Origin of the sequence: Devosia sp., assembly GCF_030689745.1 — a bacterium.
In the GTDB taxonomy this organism is placed as follows: domain Bacteria; phylum Pseudomonadota; class Alphaproteobacteria; order Rhizobiales; family Devosiaceae; genus Devosia; species Devosia alba.
Genome location: NZ_JAUYGL010000024.1, coordinates 1 through 24591 on the forward strand (window position 1 = coordinate 1; position 24591 = coordinate 24591).

30 protein-coding genes, 2 tRNA genes and 1 pseudogene are annotated in these 24591 nt (G+C 63.1%); 16 read left to right on the forward strand and 17 right to left on the reverse strand.

All coding sequences use genetic code 11. The features are described from left to right. Positions 1 to 214: pseudogene (locus Q8O80_RS01985) on the forward strand (hypothetical protein); the annotation flags it as partial. Positions 215 to 541: 327 nt separating this feature from the next. Here Q8O80_RS01985 and Q8O80_RS01990 read toward each other — a convergent pair. Together Q8O80_RS01990 and Q8O80_RS01995 are read right to left on the reverse strand one after the other, a co-directional pair. Then, the gene (locus Q8O80_RS01990; RefSeq protein WP_305576373.1) at positions 542 to 1009 is read right to left on the reverse strand and encodes a MucR family transcriptional regulator; all 468 of its coding nucleotides are present in this window, start codon (positions 1007 to 1009) and stop codon (positions 542 to 544) included. 87 nt (positions 1010 to 1096) lie between these two features. Continuing rightward, entirely contained in the window at positions 1097 to 1303 is a 207-nt protein-coding gene (locus Q8O80_RS01995; protein WP_305576375.1) for a helix-turn-helix domain-containing protein, read from the reverse strand. Between the two features lie 137 nt (positions 1304 to 1440). Between Q8O80_RS01995 and Q8O80_RS02000 the strand changes: the two genes are divergently transcribed. The 4 genes from Q8O80_RS02000 to Q8O80_RS02015 all read left to right on the forward strand — a co-directional run bounded on the left by Q8O80_RS02000 (position 1441) and on the right by Q8O80_RS02015 (position 2957). Further along, positions 1441 to 1674: a hypothetical protein gene (locus Q8O80_RS02000; RefSeq protein ID WP_305576377.1), complete on the forward strand. Its 234-nt coding sequence runs from the start codon at positions 1441 to 1443 to the stop codon at positions 1672 to 1674. 238 nt (positions 1675 to 1912) lie between these two features. Beyond that, positions 1913 to 1989 (forward strand) — tRNA-Arg (locus Q8O80_RS02005). Between the two features lie 262 nt (positions 1990 to 2251). Further along, positions 2252 to 2746 (forward strand): CAP domain-containing protein, encoded by a 495-nt coding sequence (locus Q8O80_RS02010; protein WP_305576379.1) that lies wholly within the window; start codon positions 2252 to 2254, stop codon positions 2744 to 2746. Next, positions 2712 to 2957, forward strand: coding sequence for a sulfurtransferase TusA family protein (locus tag Q8O80_RS02015; protein WP_305576381.1), 246 nt, complete (start codon positions 2712 to 2714; stop codon positions 2955 to 2957). The genes Q8O80_RS02010 and Q8O80_RS02015 overlap by 35 nt, the downstream gene beginning before the upstream one ends. Before the next feature lie 66 nt (positions 2958 to 3023). Here Q8O80_RS02015 and Q8O80_RS02020 read toward each other — a convergent pair whose 3' ends face one another. Next, positions 3024 to 4187: a D-alanyl-D-alanine carboxypeptidase family protein gene (locus Q8O80_RS02020; protein ID WP_305576383.1), complete on the reverse strand. Its 1164-nt coding sequence runs from the start codon at positions 4185 to 4187 to the stop codon at positions 3024 to 3026. 172 nt (positions 4188 to 4359) lie between these two features. On the opposite strand from Q8O80_RS02020, the gene Q8O80_RS02025 reads away from it, so the two are divergent. Together Q8O80_RS02025 and Q8O80_RS02030 are read left to right on the forward strand one after the other, a co-directional pair. After that, on the forward strand, positions 4360 to 5169 hold the full coding sequence (locus tag Q8O80_RS02025; protein WP_305576385.1) for a thermonuclease family protein: 810 nt from the start codon (positions 4360 to 4362) through the stop codon (positions 5167 to 5169). Next, entirely contained in the window at positions 5166 to 6647 is a 1482-nt protein-coding gene (locus Q8O80_RS02030) for a M48 family metalloprotease (RefSeq protein WP_305576387.1), read from the forward strand. The genes Q8O80_RS02025 and Q8O80_RS02030 overlap by 4 nt, the downstream gene beginning before the upstream one ends. On the opposite strand, the gene Q8O80_RS02035 is transcribed toward Q8O80_RS02030, so the two are convergent. The 5 genes from Q8O80_RS02035 to Q8O80_RS02055 form a co-directional block, all read right to left on the reverse strand. Further along, on the reverse strand, positions 6648 to 6839 hold the full coding sequence (locus Q8O80_RS02035; protein ID WP_305576389.1) for a Flp family type IVb pilin: 192 nt from the start codon (positions 6837 to 6839) through the stop codon (positions 6648 to 6650). A 25-nt stretch (positions 6840 to 6864) separates the two neighbouring features. Further along, entirely contained in the window at positions 6865 to 7269 is a 405-nt protein-coding gene (gene mutT, locus Q8O80_RS02040) for an 8-oxo-dGTP diphosphatase MutT (protein WP_305576391.1), read from the reverse strand. Further along, positions 7266 to 8015 (reverse strand): GNAT family N-acetyltransferase, encoded by a 750-nt coding sequence (locus Q8O80_RS02045; protein ID WP_305576394.1) that lies wholly within the window; start codon positions 8013 to 8015, stop codon positions 7266 to 7268. The genes mutT and Q8O80_RS02045 overlap by 4 nt, the downstream gene beginning before the upstream one ends. 2 nt (positions 8016 to 8017) lie before the next feature. Beyond that, positions 8018 to 9253 (reverse strand): bifunctional glutamate N-acetyltransferase/amino-acid acetyltransferase ArgJ, encoded by a 1236-nt coding sequence (argJ, locus tag Q8O80_RS02050; protein WP_305576396.1) that lies wholly within the window; start codon positions 9251 to 9253, stop codon positions 8018 to 8020. A 513-nt stretch (positions 9254 to 9766) separates the two neighbouring features. Further along, a complete protein-coding gene (locus Q8O80_RS02055) occupies positions 9767 to 10012 on the reverse strand; it encodes a hypothetical protein (protein WP_305576398.1) in 246 nt (81 codons plus the stop codon). 102 nt (positions 10013 to 10114) lie between these two features. Here Q8O80_RS02055 and Q8O80_RS02060 point away from each other — a divergent pair, with 102 nt between their 5' ends. Then, positions 10115 to 10711: a TetR/AcrR family transcriptional regulator gene (locus Q8O80_RS02060; protein ID WP_305576400.1), complete on the forward strand. Its 597-nt coding sequence runs from the start codon at positions 10115 to 10117 to the stop codon at positions 10709 to 10711. An 89-nt stretch (positions 10712 to 10800) separates the two neighbouring features. On the opposite strand, the gene Q8O80_RS02065 is transcribed toward Q8O80_RS02060, so the two are convergent. Further along, the gene (locus Q8O80_RS02065; protein WP_305576402.1) at positions 10801 to 11739 is read right to left on the reverse strand and encodes a peptidylprolyl isomerase; all 939 of its coding nucleotides are present in this window, start codon (positions 11737 to 11739) and stop codon (positions 10801 to 10803) included. Between the two features lie 377 nt (positions 11740 to 12116). Between Q8O80_RS02065 and secA the strand changes: the two genes are divergently transcribed. Continuing rightward, a complete protein-coding gene (gene secA, locus Q8O80_RS02070; protein ID WP_305576404.1) occupies positions 12117 to 14873 on the forward strand; it encodes a preprotein translocase subunit SecA in 2757 nt (918 codons plus the stop codon). Between the two features lie 69 nt (positions 14874 to 14942). Here secA and Q8O80_RS02075 read toward each other — a convergent pair whose 3' ends face one another. Next, positions 14943 to 16301, reverse strand: coding sequence for an MATE family efflux transporter (locus Q8O80_RS02075; protein WP_305576406.1), 1359 nt, complete (start codon positions 16299 to 16301; stop codon positions 14943 to 14945). Positions 16302 to 16617: 316 nt separating this feature from the next. On the opposite strand from Q8O80_RS02075, the gene Q8O80_RS02080 reads away from it, so the two are divergent. The 3 genes from Q8O80_RS02080 (at position 16618) to Q8O80_RS02090 (ending at position 17777) form a co-directional block, all read left to right on the forward strand. Beyond that, positions 16618 to 17340, forward strand: coding sequence for an AzlC family ABC transporter permease (locus Q8O80_RS02080; protein ID WP_305576408.1), 723 nt, complete (start codon positions 16618 to 16620; stop codon positions 17338 to 17340). After that, positions 17330 to 17638, forward strand: coding sequence for an AzlD domain-containing protein (locus Q8O80_RS02085; RefSeq protein ID WP_305576410.1), 309 nt, complete (start codon positions 17330 to 17332; stop codon positions 17636 to 17638). The genes Q8O80_RS02080 and Q8O80_RS02085 overlap by 11 nt, the downstream gene beginning before the upstream one ends. 55 nt (positions 17639 to 17693) lie before the next feature. Then, a tRNA-Leu gene (locus tag Q8O80_RS02090) sits at positions 17694 to 17777 on the forward strand. Positions 17778 to 17868: 91 nt separating this feature from the next. Here the strand turns inward: Q8O80_RS02090 and Q8O80_RS02095 are convergent. Beyond that, positions 17869 to 18429, reverse strand: coding sequence for an Hsp20/alpha crystallin family protein (locus Q8O80_RS02095; RefSeq protein ID WP_305576412.1), 561 nt, complete (start codon positions 18427 to 18429; stop codon positions 17869 to 17871). 166 nt (positions 18430 to 18595) lie between these two features. Between Q8O80_RS02095 and Q8O80_RS02100 the strand changes: the two genes are divergently transcribed. The 3 genes from Q8O80_RS02100 (at position 18596) to Q8O80_RS02110 (ending at position 20751) form a co-directional block, all read left to right on the forward strand. Next, positions 18596 to 19270 carry an outer membrane protein gene (locus Q8O80_RS02100; protein WP_305576414.1) on the forward strand — a complete coding sequence of 225 codons (675 nt, stop codon included), beginning with the start codon at positions 18596 to 18598 and terminating at the stop codon, positions 19268 to 19270. Positions 19271 to 19323: 53 nt separating this feature from the next. Beyond that, positions 19324 to 20157: a DUF72 domain-containing protein gene (locus Q8O80_RS02105; RefSeq protein WP_305576416.1), complete on the forward strand. Its 834-nt coding sequence runs from the start codon at positions 19324 to 19326 to the stop codon at positions 20155 to 20157. An 84-nt stretch (positions 20158 to 20241) separates the two neighbouring features. Beyond that, a complete protein-coding gene (locus Q8O80_RS02110; protein WP_305576418.1) occupies positions 20242 to 20751 on the forward strand; it encodes a disulfide bond formation protein B in 510 nt (169 codons plus the stop codon). Here the strand turns inward: Q8O80_RS02110 and Q8O80_RS02115 are convergent. The 5 genes from Q8O80_RS02115 to Q8O80_RS02135 form a co-directional block, all read right to left on the reverse strand. Next, positions 20748 to 21044, reverse strand: a complete 297-nt coding sequence (locus Q8O80_RS02115; protein WP_305576420.1) for a type II toxin-antitoxin system RelE/ParE family toxin — start codon at positions 21042 to 21044, stop codon at positions 20748 to 20750. The genes Q8O80_RS02110 and Q8O80_RS02115 overlap by 4 nt on opposite strands. Next, positions 21041 to 21304 (reverse strand): type II toxin-antitoxin system ParD family antitoxin, encoded by a 264-nt coding sequence (locus tag Q8O80_RS02120; RefSeq protein WP_305576422.1) that lies wholly within the window; start codon positions 21302 to 21304, stop codon positions 21041 to 21043. Before Q8O80_RS02120 ends, Q8O80_RS02115 begins: the two co-directional genes overlap by 4 nt. Positions 21305 to 21366: 62 nt before the next feature. Further along, entirely contained in the window at positions 21367 to 21924 is a 558-nt protein-coding gene (locus Q8O80_RS02125; RefSeq protein WP_305576424.1) for an HNH endonuclease, read from the reverse strand. A gap of 87 nt (positions 21925 to 22011) precedes the next feature. Continuing rightward, positions 22012 to 22671 carry an alpha/beta hydrolase gene (locus Q8O80_RS02130; protein WP_305576427.1) on the reverse strand — a complete coding sequence of 220 codons (660 nt, stop codon included), beginning with the start codon at positions 22669 to 22671 and terminating at the stop codon, positions 22012 to 22014. After that, complete coding sequence (locus Q8O80_RS02135; RefSeq protein ID WP_305576429.1) at positions 22668 to 23327, reverse strand: DNA-3-methyladenine glycosylase; 660 nt, start codon at positions 23325 to 23327, stop codon at positions 22668 to 22670. Before Q8O80_RS02135 ends, Q8O80_RS02130 begins: the two co-directional genes overlap by 4 nt. 14 nt (positions 23328 to 23341) lie before the next feature. On the opposite strand from Q8O80_RS02135, the gene gluQRS reads away from it, so the two are divergent. Further along, a complete protein-coding gene (gene gluQRS, locus Q8O80_RS02140) occupies positions 23342 to 24202 on the forward strand; it encodes a tRNA glutamyl-Q(34) synthetase GluQRS (protein WP_305576431.1) in 861 nt (286 codons plus the stop codon). Here gluQRS and Q8O80_RS02145 read toward each other — a convergent pair. Next, the gene (locus Q8O80_RS02145) at positions 24199 to 24588 is read right to left on the reverse strand and encodes a DUF4260 domain-containing protein (protein ID WP_305576433.1); all 390 of its coding nucleotides are present in this window, start codon (positions 24586 to 24588) and stop codon (positions 24199 to 24201) included. The genes gluQRS and Q8O80_RS02145 overlap by 4 nt on opposite strands. Between the last annotated feature and the right edge of the window lie 3 nt (positions 24589 to 24591).

Consider the following 24591-nt stretch of genomic DNA (forward strand, 5'->3'; position numbering starts at 1 on the left):
TGGATGTGAAAGTTGCACATACAAAGGCAGATCGCTGAAAGGATATCCAATGCGAGCCTGGATCATGTCAGACCTACACATCGACACCCGCGACACTGCTGTTCTCTCCTCTCATCCAGAGGCTGAGGTGATCATCATGGCTGGCGATCCTTGCGATGGCGATCACGATCCTTTCCCGTGGCTGCTGTCGACCTTACCGCAATCGACGCACTGAAGCTGGCCAATGTCAGGTCACCAGCAGCCATAGCGCCAACCCAACAATAAGCAGCATCCCTGTGCTAGCGAGCACTAGGCCTGCAATCGACCAGGATTGCGTTATCCTTTTTCGTTTGAGCATTGCATCCCCCTCGGCGCGAGATGTCCAACACGTTAACCCCGTATTAATGGGGCCTCTTTTTAGTAGAATTTGCGTAGCTATGCCAGGCGGAACGTGGCCACGGCGCTTGAGGTCAGCAGGTTTTTAGGTCAAACTGACCTTGTTGACATTCAACTGGCCCAGGGCGTCACCTGGGCCTTCTTTTGGAACCTGCAGCGACGGATATTACGCGTCGACTTTCGGTTTCTTGGTCCGCTTCGTGGGCGCCACTGGCGTCGCCACGGGCTTCCGGCCCAGTCCGCTGGATTTTGCCATCGATGAGCGCGCAGCGGAATAATTGGGTGCAACCATAGGGTAGTCCGACGGCAGGCCCCATTTCGCTCGGTATTCATCTGGCGTCATGCCGAGCACGCTTAGGTGCCGCTTGAGCGATTTGAACTTCTTTCCATTATCCAGGCAGATAATGAAATCCGGGGTAATCGATCTTCTGATCGGCACGGCCGGCTTAAGCTGTTCCGCAACAGGCTGCACTTCGGCATCAGACAATGACCGCAGCGCCTGGTGCGTTTCAGCGATCAGCTTGGGCAGATCAGTTGGCGATATGGAGTTCTTCGAGACAAACGCGGACACGATCTCTGTCACCTGCTCCAAACGATCGGCGGCAAGCAAGGCGCCTTCAGCAACGTCATTCATTCAGTCGTCTTTCTTGAGATTTCAAGCGGCGGGGCAGGGGCGAAATACAGCGCGTCTGATGCTAGACAGCGCTAACATGTTTGTTGATTAGGGCAACATCAAGCCTTCGGGAGAAACATCCAGCGCTTTGGCTAATTTCTCCACAATGTCCAGACTGACATTGCGCTGGCCGTTCTCGACCTCACTGAGATAGGCGCGCTTCACCCCAGCCTCAAAGGCCAGTTGTTCTTGCGTCCAACCCTTGTCTTTTCGGGCTTGGCGAACATTGCGGCCAAAGGTTTCGATTAGCGTCATGTCCGCAAACTCTGTTGCGGCTGGCTGCTTCTCTATCCCCTATAGGGGACATTTCGGTTTACACGTGATCTATCCACCACTAATGTCCCTAATAGTGGACATTTGATGGCGAGGCACGCATGCGAGGATTGGTAGTGGTGGCGATTTTGGTGGTGGCGATGTGTGGAAGCTGCGCTGCAGCAGATCTTGCTGTGGTCGCGACAATGGACAGTTCAGGTCCGACCCAAGCCAACGTGATCAATCCATATGACCTGCTGGACCTGACACCCGAACAGTTGGCCGAACGCTTCCCCAATTTGCCCGCATCGGAACTCGACAAGCTGGTGTTCAAGATTGCTGACATCAACTCCATGCGCACGCTTCCGCGCTAACCCCATAGCAGGCGACAGATCCCTCTGCGCGCTTGCTAACTTGCCCTGTTGGTTCGACGCCCTGTCTGGCCAGCAGGGCATTTTGCCAATCCGAGCACCACTGCTCGTACCCGTGCACGGTGCCCTAAGAAGCCTTAGATCACGCCTTAAAGAGTTCGCTGCTAACAGCTATGCTGCTAGCCAAAGCCAACGCAAACAGGGTTTCGCTGACGCATTGTATTTGCTATCAAAATAGCGTGGTCTCGTAGCTCAGTTGGATAGAGCACAGGATTCCTAATCCTGGGGTCAGCAGTTCGAATCTGCTCGAGATCACCACCACAGTTTTCGGCACCAAATAGGCAAAGTTTTAGCACGTTGCTAGCACGCCCTAAAATTCATCATCAATTTCATGCGGTTAGACCCGCTGCGCGCAAATTCCTAATCCTGGGGTCGTGGGTTCGAATCCCGCCGAGATCACCACCGCATGTCGCATTTGTCAGTCAGCAGGGCGTCGTGGTGTATGGAGCTGCCGCACCATGATTTGGCCTTGGTGCCGCTTTATCGGCCTGCCAGCCACTTTTGCCATCAGGATTGCTTCATGCCCGCTCTGCGACACATCAAACCCGCCATTCTGCCGCTTGCGGCGCTTCTTGCCGCGCTGACGATTTCGGCCTGCTCCATGGGCGGCATGGCGGGCGGCAGCTCGGCGGCGGCTTTGGCCCCCGGCCTGTCAGCCCGCATGGACCAGCCCGGCGCCAGCCTGGACCGCGCCCAGGCCATTGCCATGATCAATGCCTATCGCGCCACCCAGGGCCGGCCGGCACTGACGCCCGATGCCGGGCTCGACGGTACTGCCCAGGCTCTGGCCGACCAATATGCCCGCACCGGCACCCCGCCGCAGACCCCACAGGATCTGGCCGGCATGAAGCTGAGCGCCGGCTACGCTACCTTTGCGGAAACCTTTTCGGGCTGGCGCAACAACCCAGCCGACGCAGCAGGGCTGACCAGCAGCGCCACCAGGGCCGGTATTGCCGTCAACTATAATGGCAGCTCGACCTATGGCACGCATTGGGTGCTGGTTCTTGCCCAGTGAGATCATCGACGCATGCGGGCTCAAATGCCCGCTGCCGGTACTGAAAATGGAAAAGCGTCTTGCGAGCATGGCCTCGGGCGCCACGCTGACCGTGCTGGCCACCGACCCGATGGCCCGGATCGATATCCCGCTCTTCTGCCGTCAGCACGGCCACGCCTGCAGCCTCGAAGCGGCGGCGGACACCATGCGCTTCACCATTGTGAAGGGCTAAGGCCCAGCGGGATTTCAGCGAAGCTGGCGCCACTTTTGCGCGTCGAAAACCCGGCCCATCAAGAGCCTAGAGCCGATTGGGACGTGGCTGCGGAAAAGGGGCCGGCGAACTGGTGCTTGCCAGGCTGGGCCGCAGATCCCCGCTCAGCGCCATGTCATTGCCCGGCGCGGCAAAGCGCGGCAGATGGGCCGGGCGTGGGCGCGGCAGGCTGACCCCGACGGCGATGCGCCCCAGATCGGTCGCTACATAGGCGCGCGGCGCCACGTGATCATTGAGATAGCTCGGCTGGCCCTTCAGCCCGAGCGGAAACGCTGCCTCCTGCGCCGCCACATAGGCCTTGGCTTCCTTGCCGCAAATCTGCGGGCGCATGTTCACCGGCGGCACGCCAGGCTGGTTAGCCAGTGTCAGCACCTGCTGCCCGGTCGGCTGGGCGGCGCCCGAAAACCCCTTCAGCAACAGTTCGGCGGCCCGTTCATTGCGATCCCGGGCGGATGCGCCGCCCAGCACGACCGCCAGCAGATTGCGGCCATTGCGCTCGACAGTCGCCACCATATTGAGCCCCGAGGCACAGACAAAGCCGGTCTTCATCCCCGTGGTGCCGGCAAATTTGGTCAGCAGGTCATTATTGGAATCCAGCTCGGCCGCACCCAGCTTCACCGCCTCGGTACCAAACATTGGCATGTATTGCGGAAAACTCTGCCTGATATAGAGCGAGAGCAGCGCCATATCGCGCGCCGAGCTGAATTGGGCCGGGTCATGCAACCCGTGCGGATTGGTGTAGTGCGTGGCGGTCAACCCCATGCGGGCGGCCACATCGTTCATCTTGGCGACAAACCCGGCCTCACTGCCGCCAACCGTTTCGGCAATGGCCATGGCCACGTCATTGGCCGATTTGACGACGAGAATATACAGCGCGTCCTTCAGTGTCAGCGCACTGCCCACCGCCAGCCCGGAGCGGGAGGGTGCCTGGCTGACGGCGTGCTTGGACAGCAGCACCGGGGTATCGAGCGTGATCGTGCCCTTGGCGATCTCCTCGAAGGTCACATAGGCCGTCATCAGCTTGGTCAGCGAGGCCGGGTGCCAGGGCTGGCCGGCCTCCTGGGCATAGAGCACATCAAGCGTCTCCATATCGACCAGCAACATCGGATTGGCCTGGGCCCGCCCCAGGCTGAGCACGGCAAGCAGGACCACAAGGGCAATCTGGCGAATAAACGACCGAACAAACGACAAGGACAAACAACTCCGACACAAGGCAGGCATAGCCCACCCCCCCTTAGCAGTGCCGACCGCCCGGCTCAACCAAGCGGACGCGCTGCTGACAGTGTTTTGAAGGCCCGCGTCGACGGTGATGATTTTTGCCGCATTTGCGTGCATGCTGAAGCCATTGTTTGCGGGGCCTGATTTGCGCACAACCAGTCTTGTTCAACTCGCCACGCTGGCGGCGCTCTCGTCAGTGTCGACTGCTGCCCTGGCCTGTCCCGAGCTGGCCATGGTGCCCGGCGGCGTGGTCGTTCAGGTCACCGACGGCGACACCGTGGTGCTTGATGACGGGCGCGTGGTGCGCATGATCGGCACCCAGGCGCCCAAGCTGGCGCTGGGTCGCGATGACTTTGACGCCTGGCCGCTGGCCCCCGAGGCCAAGCAGGCACTCGAGCTTCTGGTCCTCAACAAGACCGTGCAACTGGGCTTTGGCGGCGAAACCATCGACCGCTACGACCGCCAGCTGGCCCATGTGTTTGTCGACACACCAGACGGCCCGGCCTGGGCGCAGCAGGCCATGGTCGCGCTGGGGCTGGCGCGCGTCTATTCATTTCCTGACAATCGCCAGTGTCTCGACTTGTTGTTCGCTGCCGAGGGCCGCGCGCGCCTGTCCGGCCTTGGCATCTGGCGTGATCCCTATTACAGCGTACGTGCGGCGGCCGCGCCCGGTGACGTGCTCACCCGGGCAGGCCATTACGAACTTGTCGAAGGCAGGGTTCTGTTGGCCGAGCAGCGCGCCGGACGGATCTACCTCAATTTCGGCCGGTTCTGGAAACAGGACTTCACCGCCGTGATCGAAGCGCCCGCAGTGAAACTGTTCACTGCCGATGGCGTTGATCCGTTGATACTGGAAGGCGCACTGGTGCGGGTGCGCGGATGGGTGGATGACCGGGATGGTCCACGCATCGAAATTACCCATCCCGAGCAGCTTGAGGTCTTGGCGATACAATGATGGGTTCCGGGCATATCGCAAAGGGTTTGCGCGTCGGTCTGCTGGCCGTGTCGCTGCTGGCACTGTCGGCCTGCACGACTCTGACCAGTTCCAATATTGCCGTGAGCCAGACCGGCGACCGCCGGGCGCCCACCGTGGTGCCCGAGGGTACCGATCCCGATGACGCGGTGATCGGCCGCCGCGAACATCCGCGCATTGTCGCCGCCTATGGCGGCATCTACTCTGATCGCCCCGCCGAAATCATGGTGGCACGTATTGTCGGACGCCTGCTGGCTGCCGCCGACCAGCCCAATGCGCAGTTCCAGGTGACCATCCTCGACACGTCCGAAGTCAACGCCTTTGCCCTGCCCGGCGGCTATATCTACGTGACACGCGGCATTCTGGCGCTGGCCAGCGACACCAGTGAACTGGCCGCCGTGCTGGCCCATGAAATTGCCCACGTCACCCTGCGCCATGCCCGGGCCCGCACCGACCGCACCCGCACCACCGAAATCGTTGATCGCGTCATCACCAGCGTCTTTGGCGGCGACACCTCCACCGACGCCACCGCCAACCGCACCCGTGAATCCCTGGCCGCCTTTGGCCAGAGCCAGGAACTTGAGTCCGATCGGGAAGGCATCAAGTTTTCCGGCAAGGCCGGCTATGACCCGCAGGCCGCTGCCCGCTTCCTGGGGGTTATGAGCCGTTTTGCCAGTTTCTCGGCGGGCGCCGGCCAGGGCACTGAAGGGTTCCTGTCCTCCCATCCCTCCACCCCGGCCCGCATTCAGAAGGCCATCGACATCGCCAGCTCCATGTTCGGCAAGGCTGGCCTGGGCGAGGTCGATCGCGATGGCTATCTGGCCTCGATTGCCGGTCTGACCTTTGGCGACAGCCCGGCCCAGGGTTCCATCATCGGCCGCCGCTTCGTGCATCCGGCGTCAAAATTCACCTTCACCGTGCCACAGGGCTATGCGCTGCAGAACGCGCAGAGCGCCGTGGTTGGGGTAGCCGGTGATGGCGAAGCCGTGCGCTTTGACAGCGCCGATGTACAAGCCAATGTGGCGCTGACTGATTATCTGAAATCGGGCTGGATCGCCGGGCTCAAGACCGACAGCGTCACCAGCCAGACCCGCAATGGCATCGACATGGCCTCGGGCGTCGCCCAGACTGACCAGTGGTTCTTCCGCGTCTCCGTGATGCGGCTGGACGGTCAGGTCTATCGCTTCATCTTCGCCGCCAAGGCCGACAGCACGCGCTTTGCCCAGGGCGCCGCCGCCACGCTGGAGAGCTTCCGCCGCACCACGGCCAGCGATCTGGCCAATATCCGCAAGCTGGCGATCCGCATTGTCAGGGCCAAAGCCGGCGACACTGCCGAGAGCCTCGCCAAGCAGATGAACGCGATCAGTCGCGGTGCTGATCTGTTCTACATCATCAACAACCTCTATCCCGGCGACCCGATTACGGTGGGTGAGCAGTACAAGATCGTCAGCCTGCAATAGCTATTTGGCGTTGGCGGCTGCCAGCGCCTCGCTCGCGCCATTGTTGAACAGCTCTTCCAGACTATTGCCCAGCACCGCGAAGCTGCCGATAATAGCCACCGCGATCAGCATGGCGAGCAGCCCGTATTCGATGGCGGTCGCGCCCGATTCCTCGGTGAGGAATGTCCTGATCTTGCCTGCCAACATGTCCATTCCCCCAAGCTCCAATCCCGCTGCGCTAGAGCAGATCGCACAGGGCGGCGATCAATGGCGCGTCGGCCGGCGGCATGGGATAATCGCGCAGCGCCTGCGGGCGCACCCATTTGAGCGCGCTATGCTCCCGGGCCTGCGGCGTACCCTGCCATTTCCGGCACACATAGAGTGGCATCAACAGGTGAAATTTCTCGTAAGAGTGACTGGCAAATGAAACCGGTGCCAGGCAGGCGGTCTGGGTCGCTACACCCAGCTCTTCTTCCAGTTCGCGGATCAGCGCCGCTTCGGGCGTTTCTCCCGCTTCCACCTTGCCGCCAGGAAACTCCCAGAGCCCGGCCATGGCCTTGCCCTCGGGACGCCGCGCAATCAGCACCCGGCGATCCGCATCAACCAGCGCACAGGCAACGACCAGAAGTATCGATTGGCTCATGCGGTCCCCGGCAGTCGGTAATGATAGTCATATTGGTGGGCATAGCCCAGGCTCTGATAGAGCGCCTGCGCCCCCAGATTGTCCGCCTGCACATTGAGCGCGGCGACCCGCGCCCCGGCCGCATGGGCCCAGGCATGGCCGGTGCGCATCATGGCACCGGCATGGCCCTGGCGGCGCCGGCTGGCATCGGTCACCACATTGCCGGTAACGACAATGCCATCGGCGATGGCCATCAGGGCGGTGGCGACCGGCGCGCCATCGTCATCATGAAGTACCACGCCGCAGGCTGCCACCGTCATCGCGGCCAGCAGCGCATCGAGCTTGCCGAGTCGTTCGTCATCATAGCCCGACAGCCGCTGCTGCACGGCGAGAAAGGCCGGATCGCGCACCTTGTAGATCTGTCCGCGCGGATCGGGTTCGCCGGCCGCAAGCTGCATGGCAAAGAGATAGCTCGCGTCGATGCTCCGCCAGCCCAAGCCATCCAGCGCGATGGCGAGGCCGGGGCCCGCCAGCGGCGTCATGCGGAAAACCGGCGGCAAACCGCGCGCCGAGAACCAGTCCACGGCATTGGCGATGCGGGCGTCAACGTCGCCTTCATCGCTCGGGTCGAGGCACTGCACCGAATTGGCCCGCTTGGTATAGCCATTGGCGGCGCGGCGCACCCAGCCGCCATCCCAGTCGACTTCGATACCGGGCCAGGCGGCGAGCCCGGCGCGTTCAAGAACGCTCGCGTCAGGCAGGCCCATGGCTAGCTCCGGTAATCGCCATTGATGGTGATGTAACCATGGGTCAGGTCGCAGGTGTAGACGGTCGCCTTGCCGGTGCCGAGCCCCAGGCTGGCCGTGATCTCGATCTCCTCGCCCCGCATATAGGCGCTGGTGGCGGCTTCATCATAGATCGGCGCGCGTTCACCATCCCTGGCCACCAGCAGGTCGCCAAAGCGGATCGCCAGCCTGTCGCGGTCAGCTGGCTCGCCCGCCTTGCCCACCGCCATCACCACGCGCCCCCAATTGGCGTCTTCCCCGGCAATGGCCGTCTTGACCAGCGGCGAGTCGGCGATCGACTTGGCGATGCGGAAGGCGCTGGCGTCAGTCACCGCGCCCTCGACATGAATGCAGACCTGCTTGGTGGCGCCTTCGCCATCGCGCACCACCTGAATGGCCAGGTCGAACAGCACATCGCGCAGCGCTTCGCCGAAGACCTCCGCACGCGGATCATCGAGACTCTCGATCGGCTCGACCGCCGCCTTGCCGGTGGCAAAGGCCAGAAGCGTGTCCGAGGTGGAGGTGTCGCTATCGACCGTGATGGCATTGAAGCTGGTGGCGACATGGCGGGCCAGCAGCGCCTGCAGCACCGGGGCGGCAATCGGCATGTCGGTGACCACAAAGCTGAGCATGGTGGCCATGTCCGGCGCGATCATCCCCGATCCCTTGGCAATGCCGTTGATCTTGACCTCGACCCCGTCGATCTCGAGAATCGCGCCATTGAGCTTGGGAAAGGTGTCGGTGGTCATGATCGCCTTGGCTGGGTCCATCCAGGGCGTCGTGCCGAGCTGCGTCGCCATGCTGTCGAGCACGCCGGCAAATTTGTTGGCGTCGAGCGGCTCGCCGATCACCCCGGTGGAGGCCAGAAAGATCTCGTCCGTCGAGCAGCCCAGTGCCTTGGCGGCAAAATCGGCCGTCAGCTGCACGCTGGCGGCGCCCCTGGCGCCAGTAAAGGCATTGGCATTGCCCGAATTGACCACGAGGCCCCGGGCCAGGCCACCCGCCAGCTTGGCCTTGCACCAATCCACCGCCGCCGAGGAGCATTTCGACCTGGTGAGAACGCCAGCGACAGTGGTGCCGGCGTCGAACGCCATCAGCAGCACATCGGTGCGGTTCTGGTATTTGATGCCCGCTGCAGCCGTGACAAAGCGCACGCCGGCTATGGCCGGCAGGTCCGGATAAGATTTGGGGGCGAGCGGGGAAACCGGATGGGCAGCCATGGTGAAGTCCTCATGCGACGTGGCAAGGGTTTGCCCGAAACGTACGGCAATCGCAAGACATGCCAAAGCGCCGCCTGTAGTGCGGTTGTCGTTTTGTCAGGGTTCGCTCTGGCTAGAGCGATGGTGGCGAGGCGCTTGCCTCGATCAATTGTTAGAGTGTGAGGCAATTGCCTCGCCACCATATCGGGATTTTTTGCAGGTCCGGTTCAGGCGGTACCACTATTGCAGGCCCGGCTGCCGAGTTTCCAACCCGCACGAGGAAGGCGACCCCTCCTCCCCGACAATTCCCACGACCATCACTCGTCATGACTGGGCTCTGACGTGGGCAACGTGGAACAGTATGCAGCAGGTGAAGCTGGCGGGGACAAGTTTTATCGAGGGACGAAATCTGCCCGGTCGCCGGGCGTCACCCTCGGGTCAAGCCCGAGGGTGACGATCGAGTGCGGGAGGGACCAAAGGCCCCAGGCGCCGGAATGGCGGATGCGCTCCCGGCGTAGCGATGGCTGGAGGTCGTCAGGCCGTCGCGGCAGTGGATTTCCTCTTGCCGGCGATGAAGGCGCCGAAATACCGGCTGATGAAGGGCACGATCAGCATGACGATGGTGGTGGCCATGAAGGGGACCAGCACCAGGCTGCGCTGCCACATTTCCCAGCCGGGGGTCAGCGGCATCAGGATGTAGAGATAGAGGGTGACGATGGGATAGACGGCCAGGCTCATGACCAGTGCCATGCGCAGCCTGGAGGCAAGGGAGGGTTGCATTTACGATGCTCCTAATAGAAACGGTACGTTCCGTTACGTATCGGAACGGCACGTTTCGTTCAAGTGCTTTCTTTCGCGTTTCTTTTGACCCATATTGGGGCCATGAACGAAGACACCAACGAGCGCCGCCGGTCTATCGGCGCACGCCGCAACCCCGAGACGGAACAGGCCATTCTCGAAGCCGCCGAGGCGATCATGGCCGAGGAGGGGATCGCCGGCTTCTCCATCGACGCCGTGGCCAGGCGGGCGCGGGCGGGAAAGCCGACCATCTACAAGTGGTGGCCGGGCAAGACGGCCTTGCTGCTTGACGTCTATCACCGGCACAAGCCCGCCTCGGTTCATATGGATACGGGCACCGTGGAGGGTGACGTGTTCGCCTTCCTGACCGGGGTGTTTGCTCATTGGGGCGATACCGGCGCGGGACAGGTGTTTCGCTTCGTGATTGCCGAAGCGCAGCGCGACGCGGTGGCGGCGGCGGCGCTGGCTGAATATTCAGCGGAGCGGCGCATCCAGAGCGGGAGAGTTTTCCAGCGCGGCGTCGAGCGGGGCGAGTTGCGCTCCGATGTCGATGTGGGGCTGTGTGCGGACATGCTGGCCGGGTTCATCTGGCAGCGGCTGCTGACCGGGCGGATCGAGCGCGATCCTGAACAGTTGCGGCTGGTGGCGCGGCAGATGGTGCAGGGGCTGCTGGCGCCCTAGCGCGGCGCCAATGGCCACCGGACGTCACCCTCGGGCTTGACGCGGGGGTGACGATCCGGAGTAGCGGCGACGTGCGGTGTCGTCAGCGCTTACTGCGCCGGCGCCTCGCCGGCGGTCGCTTCGGTTTCGGTCTGTGCCGCAACAGCGGCGGCCAGATCGGCATCAGGAATGTCGATCGCCACCCCTTCCATCAGCCTTGCGACGGTGTCGTCAAAGCTGGTCATCAGCAATTGCTGCTGCAGCTGCGGGGCCAACTGCTCAAATGTCGGCGGCGCTGACTGGCGCTTTTCTTCCAGACGAATGACATGCCAGCCGAACTGGCTCTCCACCGGCTCGGACACCTGGCCGATATCGCTCAGCCCATAGGCCGCCGTCTCGAACGGCGCCACCATCATGCCCTTGCTGAAAAAGCCCAGATCGCCGCCATTGGCAGCGCCCGGATCGATCGACTTTTCCTTGGCCAGCTCGGCGAAATCGGCGCCGCCGTCAAGCTGCTCCTTGATCGCCTTGGCTTCGTCTTCGCTTGGCACCAGAATGTGGCTGGCCCGGATTTCCTCGGTCGGCTGGAAATCGGCGACGCTCTTGTCATAGGCTGCCCGCACCGCCTCTTCAGTGATGCCCTTGGCAATGGTATCGGCAAAATAGGCGCGGCGCAGCGAACGATCCTTGAGATAGTCGAGGCGCTGCTGGAACAGCGGCGTATCGGCCATGCCGGCGTCGGCACCGGCCTTGGCCATCACCTTCATGTCGATCAGCACCCGCAACAGGAACGGCTTGCGCTGCGCGGGCGGCATCTGCTGCAGTTCCTGGCTCAGATCTTCAGCAGCAAAGCCCAGATCAGCCTCGGTGATCGGGGCACCATCAACGGTGGCTACCACGGCTTCGGGCGACACTGCGGCCGGTGCGGCATCCTGAGCCGGTGCAGCTGGTGCGGCATCCTGCGCCAGAACCGGGGTCAGCGCCGTCGCCGCCACCATGGTGGCAATAACGCTCGCGGTGCGGGCAAGGCGCAGGGGGGAAAACTTCATCAGGTCGATCTCCTTGGCCGGTGCCAACGGGCAGCGTCCCGGCGTATTGATGGCTGGCAAACAGGTGCCACTATATAGTCGGGTGACTGGCTGACACGACAAGGGGGCCAAATTGCGCCACAGGCCATTTTGTCAGCAACCAAAGCGGGCAAAGCACCATTTCGGTCCGGTTTTCGGCAGGCCAAAACAGGTGTGGCTGATTTCGGCGACGTTGACAAGACAGGGGCCCGCTCTTACATCTCACGCGCTTTTCCGTCGCTCGGCGGGGATACATGAATTCAAAGCCGGAAAGGCTTTCTCATCGCGCTGACGATGGCCTGGCGGAGCCTGTCCGCTTCCCCAACCGCGCCCCGATGAGTCATCGAAGGACCTGACATATGGCACTTGCTGCGCTCGCCCGGCGGATTTTCGGGTCTACCTCCGATCGGCACGTCAAGCGGTACCACGGCAAGGTTGCCGCCATCAACGCGCTGGAGACAGAACTCGAGCAACTCAGCGACGAAGCGCTGCAGGCCCGCACTGCCCAGTTCAAGCAGCAACTTGAACAGGGCGCCGATCTTGACGATCTGATTGTCCCCGCTTTCGCCACCGTGCGCGAAGCGTCCAAGCGCGTGCTCGGCATGCGCCATTTCGACGTGCAGTTGATCGGCGGCATGGTGATGAATGAGCGCGGTATCGCCGAGATGCGTACCGGTGAAGGCAAGACCCTGGTGGCAACGCTGCCAATGTATCTCAACGCCCTGACCGGCAAGGGCGCCCATCTGCTCACCGTCCACGACTATCTGTTCAAGCGCGACGCCGCCTGGATGGGCCATGTCTACAATTTCCACGGCCTGACCACCGTCACCATCGTGCATGGCATGACCGATATGGAGCGCAAGGCCGCCTACGCCGCCGACATCACCTACGGCACCAATAACGAGCTCGGCTTCGACTATCTGCGCGACAATATGAAATATACCCGCGAGCAGATGGTGCAGCGTGGCCATGTCTTCGCCATCGTCGATGAGGTGGACTCCATCCTGATCGACGAGGCGCGCACACCCCTGATCATCTCGGGCCCCTCGGAAGACCGCTCCACGCTCTACACCACGCTTGATGCCCTGATGCCGATCATCGAGGAGGGTGATTTCGAGCTCGACGAAAAACAGCGCGCCGCCACCTTTACCGATGCCGGCATCGAAAAGCTCGAGGCCCGGCTGGCCGCCGACGGCCTGCTCAAGGGCGATTCCATGTATGACGTGGAAAACGTCGCCCTGGTGCACCACGCCAATTCGGCCCTGCGCGCCCACAAGCTGTTCCGCAAGGACAAGGACTACATCGTCCGCGACACGCCTGAGGGCGGTGAAGTGGTGATCATTGATGAGTTCTCGGGCCGCATGATGCCGGGCCGCCGCTATTCGGAAGGCCTGCACCAGGCCCTCGAAGCCAAGGAACACGTCAAGATCCAGCCGGAAAACCAGACCCTGGCCTCGATCACCTTCCAGAACTATTTCCGCCTCTATGAAAAGCTTGCCGGCATGACCGGTACGGCAGCCACCGAGGCCGAGGAATTCGCCGACATCTACAAGCTCGACGTGGTGACCATCCCCACCAACCTGCCGGTGATGCGCGTCGATGATGAAGACGCCATCTTCCGCACCGCCGAGGAGAAATTCGACGCCATCGCCACGCTGATCAAGGAATGCCAGGATCGCAACCAGCCCGTACTGGTCGGCACCACCTCGATCGAGAAGTCGGAAATGCTGGCCGACCTGCTGCGCAAGAAGAATGTCGGCAGCATGAACGTGCTCAATGCCCGTCATCATGAGCAGGAAGCCTTCATCGTCGCCGATGCCGGCCTGCCCGGCGCCATCACCATCGCCACCAATATGGCTGGTCGCGGCACCGATATCCAGCTTGGCGGCAATCTCGAAATGCGCATCGAGCGCGAAACCGCGGGCCTCGAAGGGGAAGCCCGCGAGGCCAAGATCGCCGATATCAAAACCACCATCGCCGCCGACAAGGCCAAGGCGCTGGCCGCTGGCGGGCTGATGGTGATCGGTACCGAGCGCCATGAAAGCCGCCGCATCGACAACCAGTTGCGCGGCCGTTCCGGCCGTCAGGGCGACCCGGGCCATTCGGCCTTCTTCCTGAGTCTGCAGGACGATCTGATGCGCATCTTCCCGGTCGAAAGCATGGATTCCATGCTCGGCAAGCTGGGGCTCGAACAGGGCGAATCGATCACCCATCCCTGGGTGTCCAAGGCCATCGAACGCGCGCAGGGCAAGGTGGAAGCCCGCAATTTCGACATCCGCAAGAACATCCTGAAATATGACGACGTGATGAACGATCAGCGCAAGGTGATCTTCGAGCAGCGTCTCGAAATGATGGACGCCGAGGACATCAGCGAGATCGTCATCGATATGCGGCACGACGTGATCGACAACATCGTCGCCAAGGCCATTCCACCCCGCTCCTATCCCGAGCAGTGGAAGGCCGAGCAATTGCAGGCCGCCGCCAAGACCTATCTCAATATCGACGTGCCGGTGAGCGAATGGGTCGCCGAGGAAGGGATTGATGCCGAGACGGTCACCCAGCGCCTGATCGAAGCCGCCGATGCCCAGACCGCCGCCAAGGAGGCGCGCACCATTGCCGCCATGCAGGCAGCCGGCTCGGCCAATCCGGCCGTCATGCGCCAGGTGGAAAAATCCATCGTGCTGCAATCGATCGACGGGCTGTGGCGCGAACATCTGGTGACGCTCGACCATCTCTCCAAGGTGGTGGGTTGGCGCGGCATTGCCCAGCGCGATCCGCTCACCGAATACAAGCAGGAAGCCTATGAGCTGTTCCAGAGCCTGCTGGAAAACCTGCGCGAGCTGGTGACGACCCAGCTCAGTCATGTCGAGCTGCAGCCGCGCCCGGTAGCACCGCCCGCGCCTGACCTGACTGGCCTGCGCGAGACCCATATCGACCCGCTGACCGGCGAGAACGACGCAAGCGGCGACGACACCGTCTACGACGCCGTGGCGGGCGCCGACAGCGATGCCGCGCTGCGGCCGGTTGATCCCAAGCTGCTGGTTGGCGTGGCCCGCAACGCCCCCTGCCCCTGTGGCTCGGGCAAGAAGTTCAAGCACTGCCACGGCCAGTTCTAGCCGCAGGCTGCGATAGTCAAAGGCCCGGGAGCGATCTCGGGCCTTTTTTATGTGTCGCTCGGCAAGCGCCTAGACCAGCGCGGTGATGGTTTTCTTCTTCCACACCAGCATGTACCAGGCGCCCTGCAGCACCATCATCATGGTGAAGCTGGCGGCATAGGCCACCCAGATTCCGGTCAGTCCCAGGCTGGTCTGGCTCAGCCAGATGGCGCCCGGCAGCTCAATGCCCAAAATGCAGGCCAGCGACAGCACCATGGGCGCCAGCACCGTGCCGCTGGAACGCATCACCCCCGAGAACACGACGCTCCAGCCAAAGGCGATGACGCTCCACAGCACCACATGCAGCAGCGTCGCGGTCATCTCGATCACCGCCGGATCGGTGATGAACAGCGCCACCAGATGCCCGCTGAACAGATAGGCCAGCAGCACCAGCGTGCCGGTGATGATACCATTGAGCAGCAGCGCCGTGCGGGTGATGGCCCCGAGCTGGTGGATCTGCCCGGCGCCGATCGCCTGCGCCCCGAATATCGAGGCAGCAATGCCGATCGACATGGCCGGGAACTGCACATAGCTCATCACCTGCCCCAGGGCGCCATAGGCGGCCGTCGCGTCAGAACCGAAGCGGTTGACCAACCCGACAATGACGATACCCGCCACCGATGACACCACCATCTGCAGCCCTGCCGGCACGCCCAGCCGCAGGATCAGTCCAAGCAGCTTGAAGTCGGGTCGCAGCATGGCGCCCAGCAGCTGGGCATCAGGCGCCAGGGGCATCTTCCGCGCCCGCATGAAGAGGAACAGGAAGGTCAGCACGCTGGCAAAGCCGGCAATGAAGGCCACTGCCGCCGCATTGACCCCCAACTGCGGCAGGCCGAACCAGCCCAGGATCAGTGCCGGCGTCACCACCAGGGTAACGGCCAGCGACAGGATCAGCGCAAACAGCGGCGTCATGGTATCGCCAACGCCGCGCAGCACCGAGGTCACCACGATGAAAACAAAGAAGCCCGGCATGCCGATCAGCATGATGCGGGCATAGCCCACCGTCAGGGGCAGGATATTGGCCGGCACCCCCAGCAGGCCCATGATCTGCTCGGTCCACACCCCGCCGATCACCGCCACCACCAGCCCGAGCGCAATGGCGGTGACCAGCGTCGTACCGGCCACCTGCTTGACCTTGTCGAGTTTGCGCGCCCCCCAGGCCTGGCCGATCAGAATGGTCGACCCCGCCGACAGGCCGATGAGGAAACTGAGCAGGAAAAACAGGATCGGAAAGAAGGTGGCAACCGCCGCCAGCGCTTCGACACCGATCAGCTGCCCGATATAGATCGAACTGACCGTGCCAGAGAGCGCCTGCAGGATATTGGCCGCCATCAGCGGCACCAGGAAGCTGGCAAAGCGTTGCCACAGCGGCCGGGATTGGGGGATCATCTGAACACTCCAGGAAATCGCTTGACCAGAAATCGCGTCATGATGCGCACCACATCACGGGCCCGGTTGCAAGCCGCCGCCAAACAGGGTTCGGGGCCGATCCAGGGGCCACAGCGGCAGGCTGGGAGACGGGTGCGGGAGGCTTGAAAACGATACGGGCGCTGTCCTTAGGCCCGGGCCGCCTACCCGTCAATGCCCCATTGCCGGTCCCGTTGCGGCGCCCCATCAGCGCCGGCAATGGCAGTGATCACCAGATGTCATCGCCGCACACCGATTTGCCGGTGCGCTCGCCGCCCCCGAACGCTATGGAAAGGCCATGAGCCGTATCGCCCCGCCCGCCCCCCGTTTTGCCGACCAGTTCTATGCCGGCGCCCGCGCCTGCCTGCCCGTGGTCATTTCGGTGGCCGCCTATGGTCTGGTCTGGGGCGTGCTGGCGCGGGGCGCCGGCCTGAGCCTGCTTGAAGTGATGCTGATGAGCGGGCTGGTATTTGCCGGCGCCGCCCAGTTCGTGGCGCTCGACCTGTGGACCATAACCCCGGCCACTCTGCCCATCGGCCCGCTGATCATCGCCGCACTGATCATCAATCTGCGCTATCTGCTGCTCACCGCCACCCTGCGCCCGCTGTTCAAACCCGATTCGGGCGTGAAGGATGCGCTGAAGATGGCGCTGGTGACCGACGAAAACTGGGCCATGACCGTGCTCGAAATGAAACGGGGCCGCGGCAGCGTCGGCTTTCTCATGGGTGGCGGCGCTCTGGCCTATGTCTGCTGGATGGCCACCACCATGACCGGCCATATTCTGGGCTCGGTGATTGATGACCCGGCCCGCTATGGCCTCGACTTCGCCTTTACCGCCACCTTCCTGGTGCTGCTGCTGGGGATGTGGAAATCCAGGGCCGATCTGCTGCCCTGGGCGGTCGCAGCGCTCAGCGCCATCATCGCCTCGCGGCTGGTCGATGGCAGCTGGCATATCCTGATCGGCGGCCTGGTGGGCAGTCTGGCCGGGGCCCTTGCCGACAAGGTACGCCATGTGGACTAGCCCCGAAGCCCTTTATGCCATTGCCGGCATGGCGCTGGTCAGCTTTGCCGTCAAGGCGGCTGGCCTGCTGCTGGCCAATCGCCTGCCCCGGCACGGCTTTGCCGCCGCCTGGCTCAGCCACATTCCGGGCGCCGTGCTGGCGGCGCTGGTGGCGCCAGCCCTGGTCACCGGCAGCCTGGCCGAGATCATCGCCGCTGCCGCCACCGCCCTGGTCTATCTGGCCAGCCGGAACCTCTTTGCCGCCATGGCCTGCGGCGTGTTCTGCGTCTATCTCGCCCGGCTGGCGCTCGGCGCCTAAACCCGCAAACAGCCAGTTGCAGCGCAACCCGACCTGCGCTAGAGACTTGCCTCGTGCCCTCCTGGCGGAATGGTAGACGCAGAGGATTCAAAATCCTCCGCTGCGAGGCGTGCCGGTTCGAGTCCGGCGGAGGGCACCACTTTCACCTCAAGAGCGTCGTCGTCAGGCGAAGATGGGCCCGGCCAGCGTCGTAGCCGCCTGCCCAAGGTGGGCGCGGCGGCGCAGCCTCGCTATTTTTGGGCGATGGCGATCTTGCGTTCCGCCGGTTTCGTGCCGGGCTTTTTCGGCATGGTGACGGTCAACACACCCTTGTCGAATTTGGCACTGATGGCCGCCTCATCCACATTTGGCGGCACCGGCATCGTCCGTTCGAAGCGGCCATAGCGGCGTTCCACGAGATGGAAGTCGTCTTTGTCGTCCTTCTTTTCCATCTTCTTTTCGCCTCTGAGCAGGAGCATGCCGCTTTGGGTGGAGAGGTCGAAATCCTGCTCGGTCATGCCGGGCAACTCGGCTGTCAGCACAATGGCGGTGTCGTTTTCGACCACGTCAATGGACGGCGACAGGAATTTGTCGAACCCCTTGCCATCGGTCTTGCTGATGTGGCGGCCAAAAAACGATTCCAGCGCAGAATCCATTTCCTTGCGAAACTCTACGAAAGGCCCCTCTGACCAGAGGCTCGGCAGAAAACCGGACGATTTATCGTTCATGTCATCCTCCATCCATGCGCGCTCACGACGCGACTGGAAAGCAGTGTCGGACCGGCCGGCGGCGATGTCATTGATATGGGTCAAAGTCCGGCTTGTGGGCCGCTCCCGGCGAGCTCTGCGGCCTGCGCATATTGGGGCGGACCACCATGCTCATCGCGCATGGCGTTAACCTTATTCCTTACCGGAGACTTAACGGTTTCCGTCGCATTTTACCGGAAAGTTCACCACGCCCTTGCCCAGGAGGTCTTCCATGAAGCGCCAGGCCCTTTCCGTTGCAGCCCTGCTGCTCTTCGTTCCCGCCGTCCACGCCGCCGATCTGGGTTGGAACAGTGGCACCAGCACCATGTATTCGCCGACCCCGGCCGCCGGCTGGGAAGGGTTTTATGCCGGCATCAACGCCGGTTATGGCTGGGGCAATGTGGCCCGGCAGCCGGCTGGCGGCGCCAGGACCGAACACAATTCCGGCGGCTGGCAGCTTGGCGGCCAGGCCGGCTACAATATGGATATGGGTGGCTTCGTGCTGGGCGCCGAGGGCGATCTGCAATTCGCCTCGATCGGCTATGAAGAAGATCAGGGTATCGCCGGCAAATTCAAATCCGGCATGGATCTCTACGGTACCATTCGTGGCCGTGCCGGCATGACGTTTGGCACCGTGATGCCCTATGTCACCGGCGGTTTCGCCGCCGGCCGCGGCAGCGCCAGCGTCACAAGCACAAGCAATGTCGTGACCTCGCAGTCCGCAGCCCATGTCGGCTGGACCCTTGGCGTCGGCCTTGAAGCACAGGCCACCGACAAGATCACCGTCAAGGCCGAGTATCTCTATGTCGATCTGGGCACCCAGGCCTATAATGGCCTGCCCGGCGGCAATCAGGACATCACGCAGCGCTTCGGCGTGGTCCGGGCCGGCCTCAACTACAAGTTCTAGTCTTGCCCGCACCCACCGCGCCGGGCCATGCTCGGCACGGTGGAGGGTTGAACATGGGCACAGCAGGCATGGTGCGCACCGGAACGGCCGGCTGGGTTTTCGCCCCTTGGCGCGGCACGTTTTATCCTGACGGTCTGGTGCAGAAAGACGAGCTGGCCTATGCCAGCTCGCGCCTGGGCAGTATCGAGATCAACGCCACGTTCCGCGCCAACCAGAAGCCGGCCAGCTTCGCCAAATGGGGTGAGCAGACCCGCACGGGCTTTGTGTTTTCCATCAAGGGCCCGCAGCTGGTCACCCATATCAGGCGGCTGCAGCACTGCGAGATCGAGCTCGCCAATTTCTTCGCTTCCGGCCCCCTGGCCCTGGGCAGCAAACTCGGCCCCTTTATCTGGCAATTGCCGCCCAGCCTGAGTTTTGACGCAGCAGTGCTGGGCGATTTTCTTGACCTGCTGCCCAAGACCATTCCCGACTATGTGGCGCTGGCCGGCAAGTCGGATGGGCGGCTCAAGAGCGATCCCTATCTGCAGGCCGAAGGCGTCGGCCCGATCCGCCACGCCATCGAATTGCGCCACCCCAGTCTCGATGACCCCGCCGTCAATGCCCTGCTGGCCGCGCACAATGTGGCGCGGGTGATCGCCGATACCGCCGACAACCCGCACCGCACGCTGACCGCCGACTTTGCCTATTGCCGCCTGCAAGGCCCGGCCCATGACGCCACCCAGGGCTACCAGCCCGCCGATATTGCCAGCTGGGCGGAAACGATGGGCGGCTGGACGGCAGCGGGCAAGGACGTGTTTGCCTATTTCGTGCATGAGGACAAACTGCACGCCCCCGCCAACGCCATCGCCCTGCGTCAGGCCCTCGGCATCACCCTGCCCGGCGATTGATCAAAACCACGTTTCCCGGCTGGTCCTTGCGCCCCGGGCAGGCTAATCATTTCCCTGTCTCAAGCGTCACCCGAAAGACCTCCCATGCCGGCATCACTCCTGCACCCGCTCGACAAGAAATCAGCCGGCCTCGCCTTCATTCTGGGACTGGCAACGATTTGGGGCGCCTGGATCAGCCAGCTCGTATTCGGCCTGTTCCCCTGCGAACTCTGCCTGGAACAGCGCATGGCCTATTATTATGGCCTGCCCCTGCTGCTGGTGGTGCTGATGACCTGGAACCGCCTGCCGCTGACCGTCTGGTACATTGCCATGGCCATCGTCACCGCGATTTTTGTCTGGAGCGTTTACATGGGCAGCTATCACGCCGGCGTCGAATGGGGCTTCTGGCCCGGCCCGACCGCCTGCACCGGCGTTGGTGAGGCCATGGATTTTGGGGCCCTGAGCAGCATGACCCCGGTGATTGGCTGCGATGTGGTGCAGTTCCGCTTCCTGGGCCTGTCGCTGGCCGGCTATAATGCGCTGATCTCGCTGGCCATCGTGGGGCTGCTCGGCCTGTCGATCTGGGCCCAGGCGCGGCGGCCAAAGCGGGGCTAGTCGCCGAGGGCCCGCTCAATATCCATCGCCGTCGACAGAATGCGCAGGACCTGAACCCGGTCCTCTGCCACGGCATGAAGGATGGCATATCGGCCATGCGGCCGACGACGGATGGCCTGCCTTTCAAAGCCAGGCAGGACCGGATAGCGCCGAGCCCGATCGGCCAGACCCTCGCACGCCTCTTGCAACTCGTCGACAAAGCTGAAGGCTCGATCGGGATTGTCGGCGGCGATATAGAGCGCGATATCGAGCAAGTCGCTTTCGGCCTGCTCGGACAGTTCCACTCGGATCACGACGCCTTCTTGGCCGCCGCTTCCTCTATGCGTTTTCGAACCCGCTTAAACACCTCATCGGCGGAATGGACCCGACCGGCATCGATGTCGTCCTGCCCCACCTGAATTTTAGCGGCGAGTTCGCGAAATCGCGCCTCGCGCTCCTGCACCAGGCGCACGCCTTCGCGCAGCACTTCGCTTTTGGAATTATAGCGGCCGGTCGCGACGAGCTCGCTGACCGCCTGTTCAAGGGCTTCGCCCAGTTCTGCACTGATCGCCATGAAGTGACCTCCGGAATGCGCCAACCAATAATAGTTATTGGCAGGCTTGCCGGCAAGGGACCCTAGGGCTCGAGCTCGATGTCCCAGTATAGATAATCCAGCCAGCTCTGGTGCAGATGATTGGGCGGGAAGGCCCGGCCATTATTGTGCAGATCATGCACGCTGGGATGGTAGGGCGCCTGATGGGGAAACATGCGGATCTCGCTCGGCATCCGGTTGGCCTTGCGCAGATTGCACGGCGCGCAGGCGGCCACCACGTTCTCCCAGGTCGTCTGTCCGCCCTTGGAACGGGGAATGACATGGTCAAAGGTCAGATCTTCGCGCGAGCCGCAATACTGGCAGGTGAAGCGATCGCGCAGGAAGACGTTGAAGCGGGTGAACGCCGGATTGCGCGCCGGCTTGACGTAATCGCGCAGCGACACCACGCTGGGCAACCGCATCTCAAAGCTGGGTGAGTGGATGATGGTATCGTACTGGCTGACGATATTGACGCGATCCAGACACACCGCCTTGATCGCGTCCTGCCAGGACCAGAGCGATAGCGGGTAGTAGCTGAGAGGCCGGAAATCGGCATTCAGCACCAGCGCGGGACAGGCCTCAGGCGACACGTGGATGGTCACTTGAGTCTCCCGGAAAGAGAATCGCGTAAGTCCATATCTCCTTTATACTATGCCCTTTGTGTCAGGGCTGTGAAGCGGGGATCGCGCTTATTTTGCGGCGACCCGGGCGATGAACTGGCTGGCAAATTCTAGCCCATCCGGGGCGATGCCATGTCCGGTGCCGGGGCTGACATGATAGTGCACCGGCACACCGGCCAGCCGCAGCGCGATGTCGGCATCAGCACTGCGCTCGGGGTCAACCACCGTATCGGCATCGCCATGCACCAGGCACACGGGCGGTTGCGCCAACCCCGGCTGACCAAAGCCCTCGGGCGGCAGAAACGCCCCGGAGAACGCAACAATCCCCATCAGCCGCTCAGGCAGCGACAGGCCGACATGCAGCGCCATCATGGCGCCCTGGCTGAAGCCGACCAGCAGGGTCTGTTCCGGCGCGATCCCGGTCTGCGCCCACAGATCGGTCAGAAATTCGAGCAGCACCGGCCGTGCCCTGGTGCAGCCAGTCTGCCGGCTGGCCAGCTTGTTGCCGACAAAATCCACCGCGAACCACTGAAAGCCATCGGCCAGACCCTCACAGCGCTGCGGCGCATTGGGCGAAATGAACACCGCATCGGGCAGCACATCCTGCCAGTGGGGCGCCAGCCCGATCAGATCGGCGCCATTGGAGCCATAGCCATGCAGCAGCACCACCGCCTGTTGCGGCGCACCGCCCGATCTGGGGGGCAGCATGGGGCCGGAGAGCTTGGTCACAGGGCAATTCCTTCCTGGTCGCGCAGCGCCGCAAAATAGCGCCAGAATAGCAGCGCCGCTGCTGAACGATGCGGCGTCCACGCTGCGGCAAGGCCGATCATGTCCTTGATCGTCGGCCGAGCGTCAAGGGCCAGCCCATGCTGCACCGATTTGAGCAGCGCCAGATCGCCGGCCGGGAACACATCGGGATGCCCGGCGCAAAACATCAGATAGACTTCCGCGGTCCACGGCCCGATCCCTTTATGCGCCGTCAGATAGGCCACCGCCTCACGGGCCGGCAGGGTTTCGAGATGGTCGAAATCCAGCTCGCCCGCCACCATTGCCTCGGCAATCACCCGCACCGCACGAAACTTGCTGCCCGAAAAGCCCGCTCCCCGCACGGTCTCCTCGCTGAGCTGCAGATAGCTGGCCGGATCAAGCGCCCCCGGCAGCTGTTCGAAGCGGCTCCAGATGGCGCGCGCACTGGCCACCGAAACCTGCTGGCCGGTAATGACCTTGGCGATGCCGGCAAAGCCCGGCGTGGTGGTGCGTGGCAGCACCACCCCGGCGCGCGCCCGTACCGGCACCAGCCGAGGATCAATCTTGACCAGCCCATCAAGATGAAACGCAATGACCTCGACACTGTCCAGACGCGGTGACGGGACAATTGTTGTCATGCTAGAAGGCGCCCGTGTCGAAAAAACCATCCCACCATCCTGTCCTGCGCTTTGCCCCCAGTCCCAATGGCCTGCTCCATCTCGGCCATGCCTTTTCCGCGCTGGTAACCTGGCAGGCTGCCCGGGCCCTGGGTGGCACCAGCTTGCTGCGGATCGAAGACATCGACACCGAACGCTGTAAACCCGAATTCGTCGACGCCATCTTTTCTGATCTGGCCTGGCTGGGCCTCGACTGGCCGACCCCGGTCATGCTGCAGTCCGAACGGCTCGATGTCTATGCGGATGCCGGCAACCATTTGCGCCATGCCGATCTGCTTTACCCCTGCTTCTGCAGCCGCAGCGACATTGCCGCGCTGTCCAGCGCAACCGATCCCGATGGCGCCCCGCTCTATGCCGGCACCTGCCGGCAGCTCGATCGTGGCCAGCAGATTGAACGGCTGCAACGCGGCGATCCGGTGCAGTTCCGGCTCGATTCGCAAACGGCACTGGACCGCGTCGGCATGCTGACTTATTCGGTCGTGGGGCCGCTGATTACCGACCGGCCACAGATCCGCTATGCCCTGCCCGAACGCTGGGGCGACGTGGTGTTGCAGCGCAAGGGTATCCCAACCAGCTACCACCTCAGCGTCGTTGTCGACGACGCCGCGCAGGCCATCACCCATGTCACCCGGGGCCGCGACCTGGAGGCCGCCACGGACCTGCATGTGCTGCTGCAAATGCTGCTGGGTCTGCCCACCCCGATCTATCATTTCCACCGGCTGATCCTGGCCGACGACGGCAAGAAGCTGGCCAAATCCAAGGGTTCGCCATCCCTGGCGAGCCTGCGCGATGCGGGCTGGACGCCCGACGATGTGCGCCGGGCCCTGGGGCTCTAGCGCTTCTGCCGGCCGATCGGCCCCAAATGGGTGAAGCCGAACCCCTCGGTTGATTTGAGACCATAGCCCAGCATCCGGTCGAACCCCGCATGGGCCAGCCACAGCGCGCCCAGTCCCGCGAGCAGCGGCAGGCCGAGGGTCGAGCCGACCGCCATCAGCACCAGGCCCAGGCCATAAAGATGGACGCTGTTATAAACCACCGCGCCCACCTTGCGGCCCAGCCCATAGGCGGCAAAGCTGAGGTCAGGGGCAAAGAACAGCGCCAGGGCGCTCCACCAGGCCAGCCCCGTATCGATCCGGGCAAACAGCGCCAGGGCCGCCCCGAACACCAGCGCCCCCTCCGCCCGCTGCCAGAGCACCACGCCCGTCGTTTCTTCCGCTCTCATCGC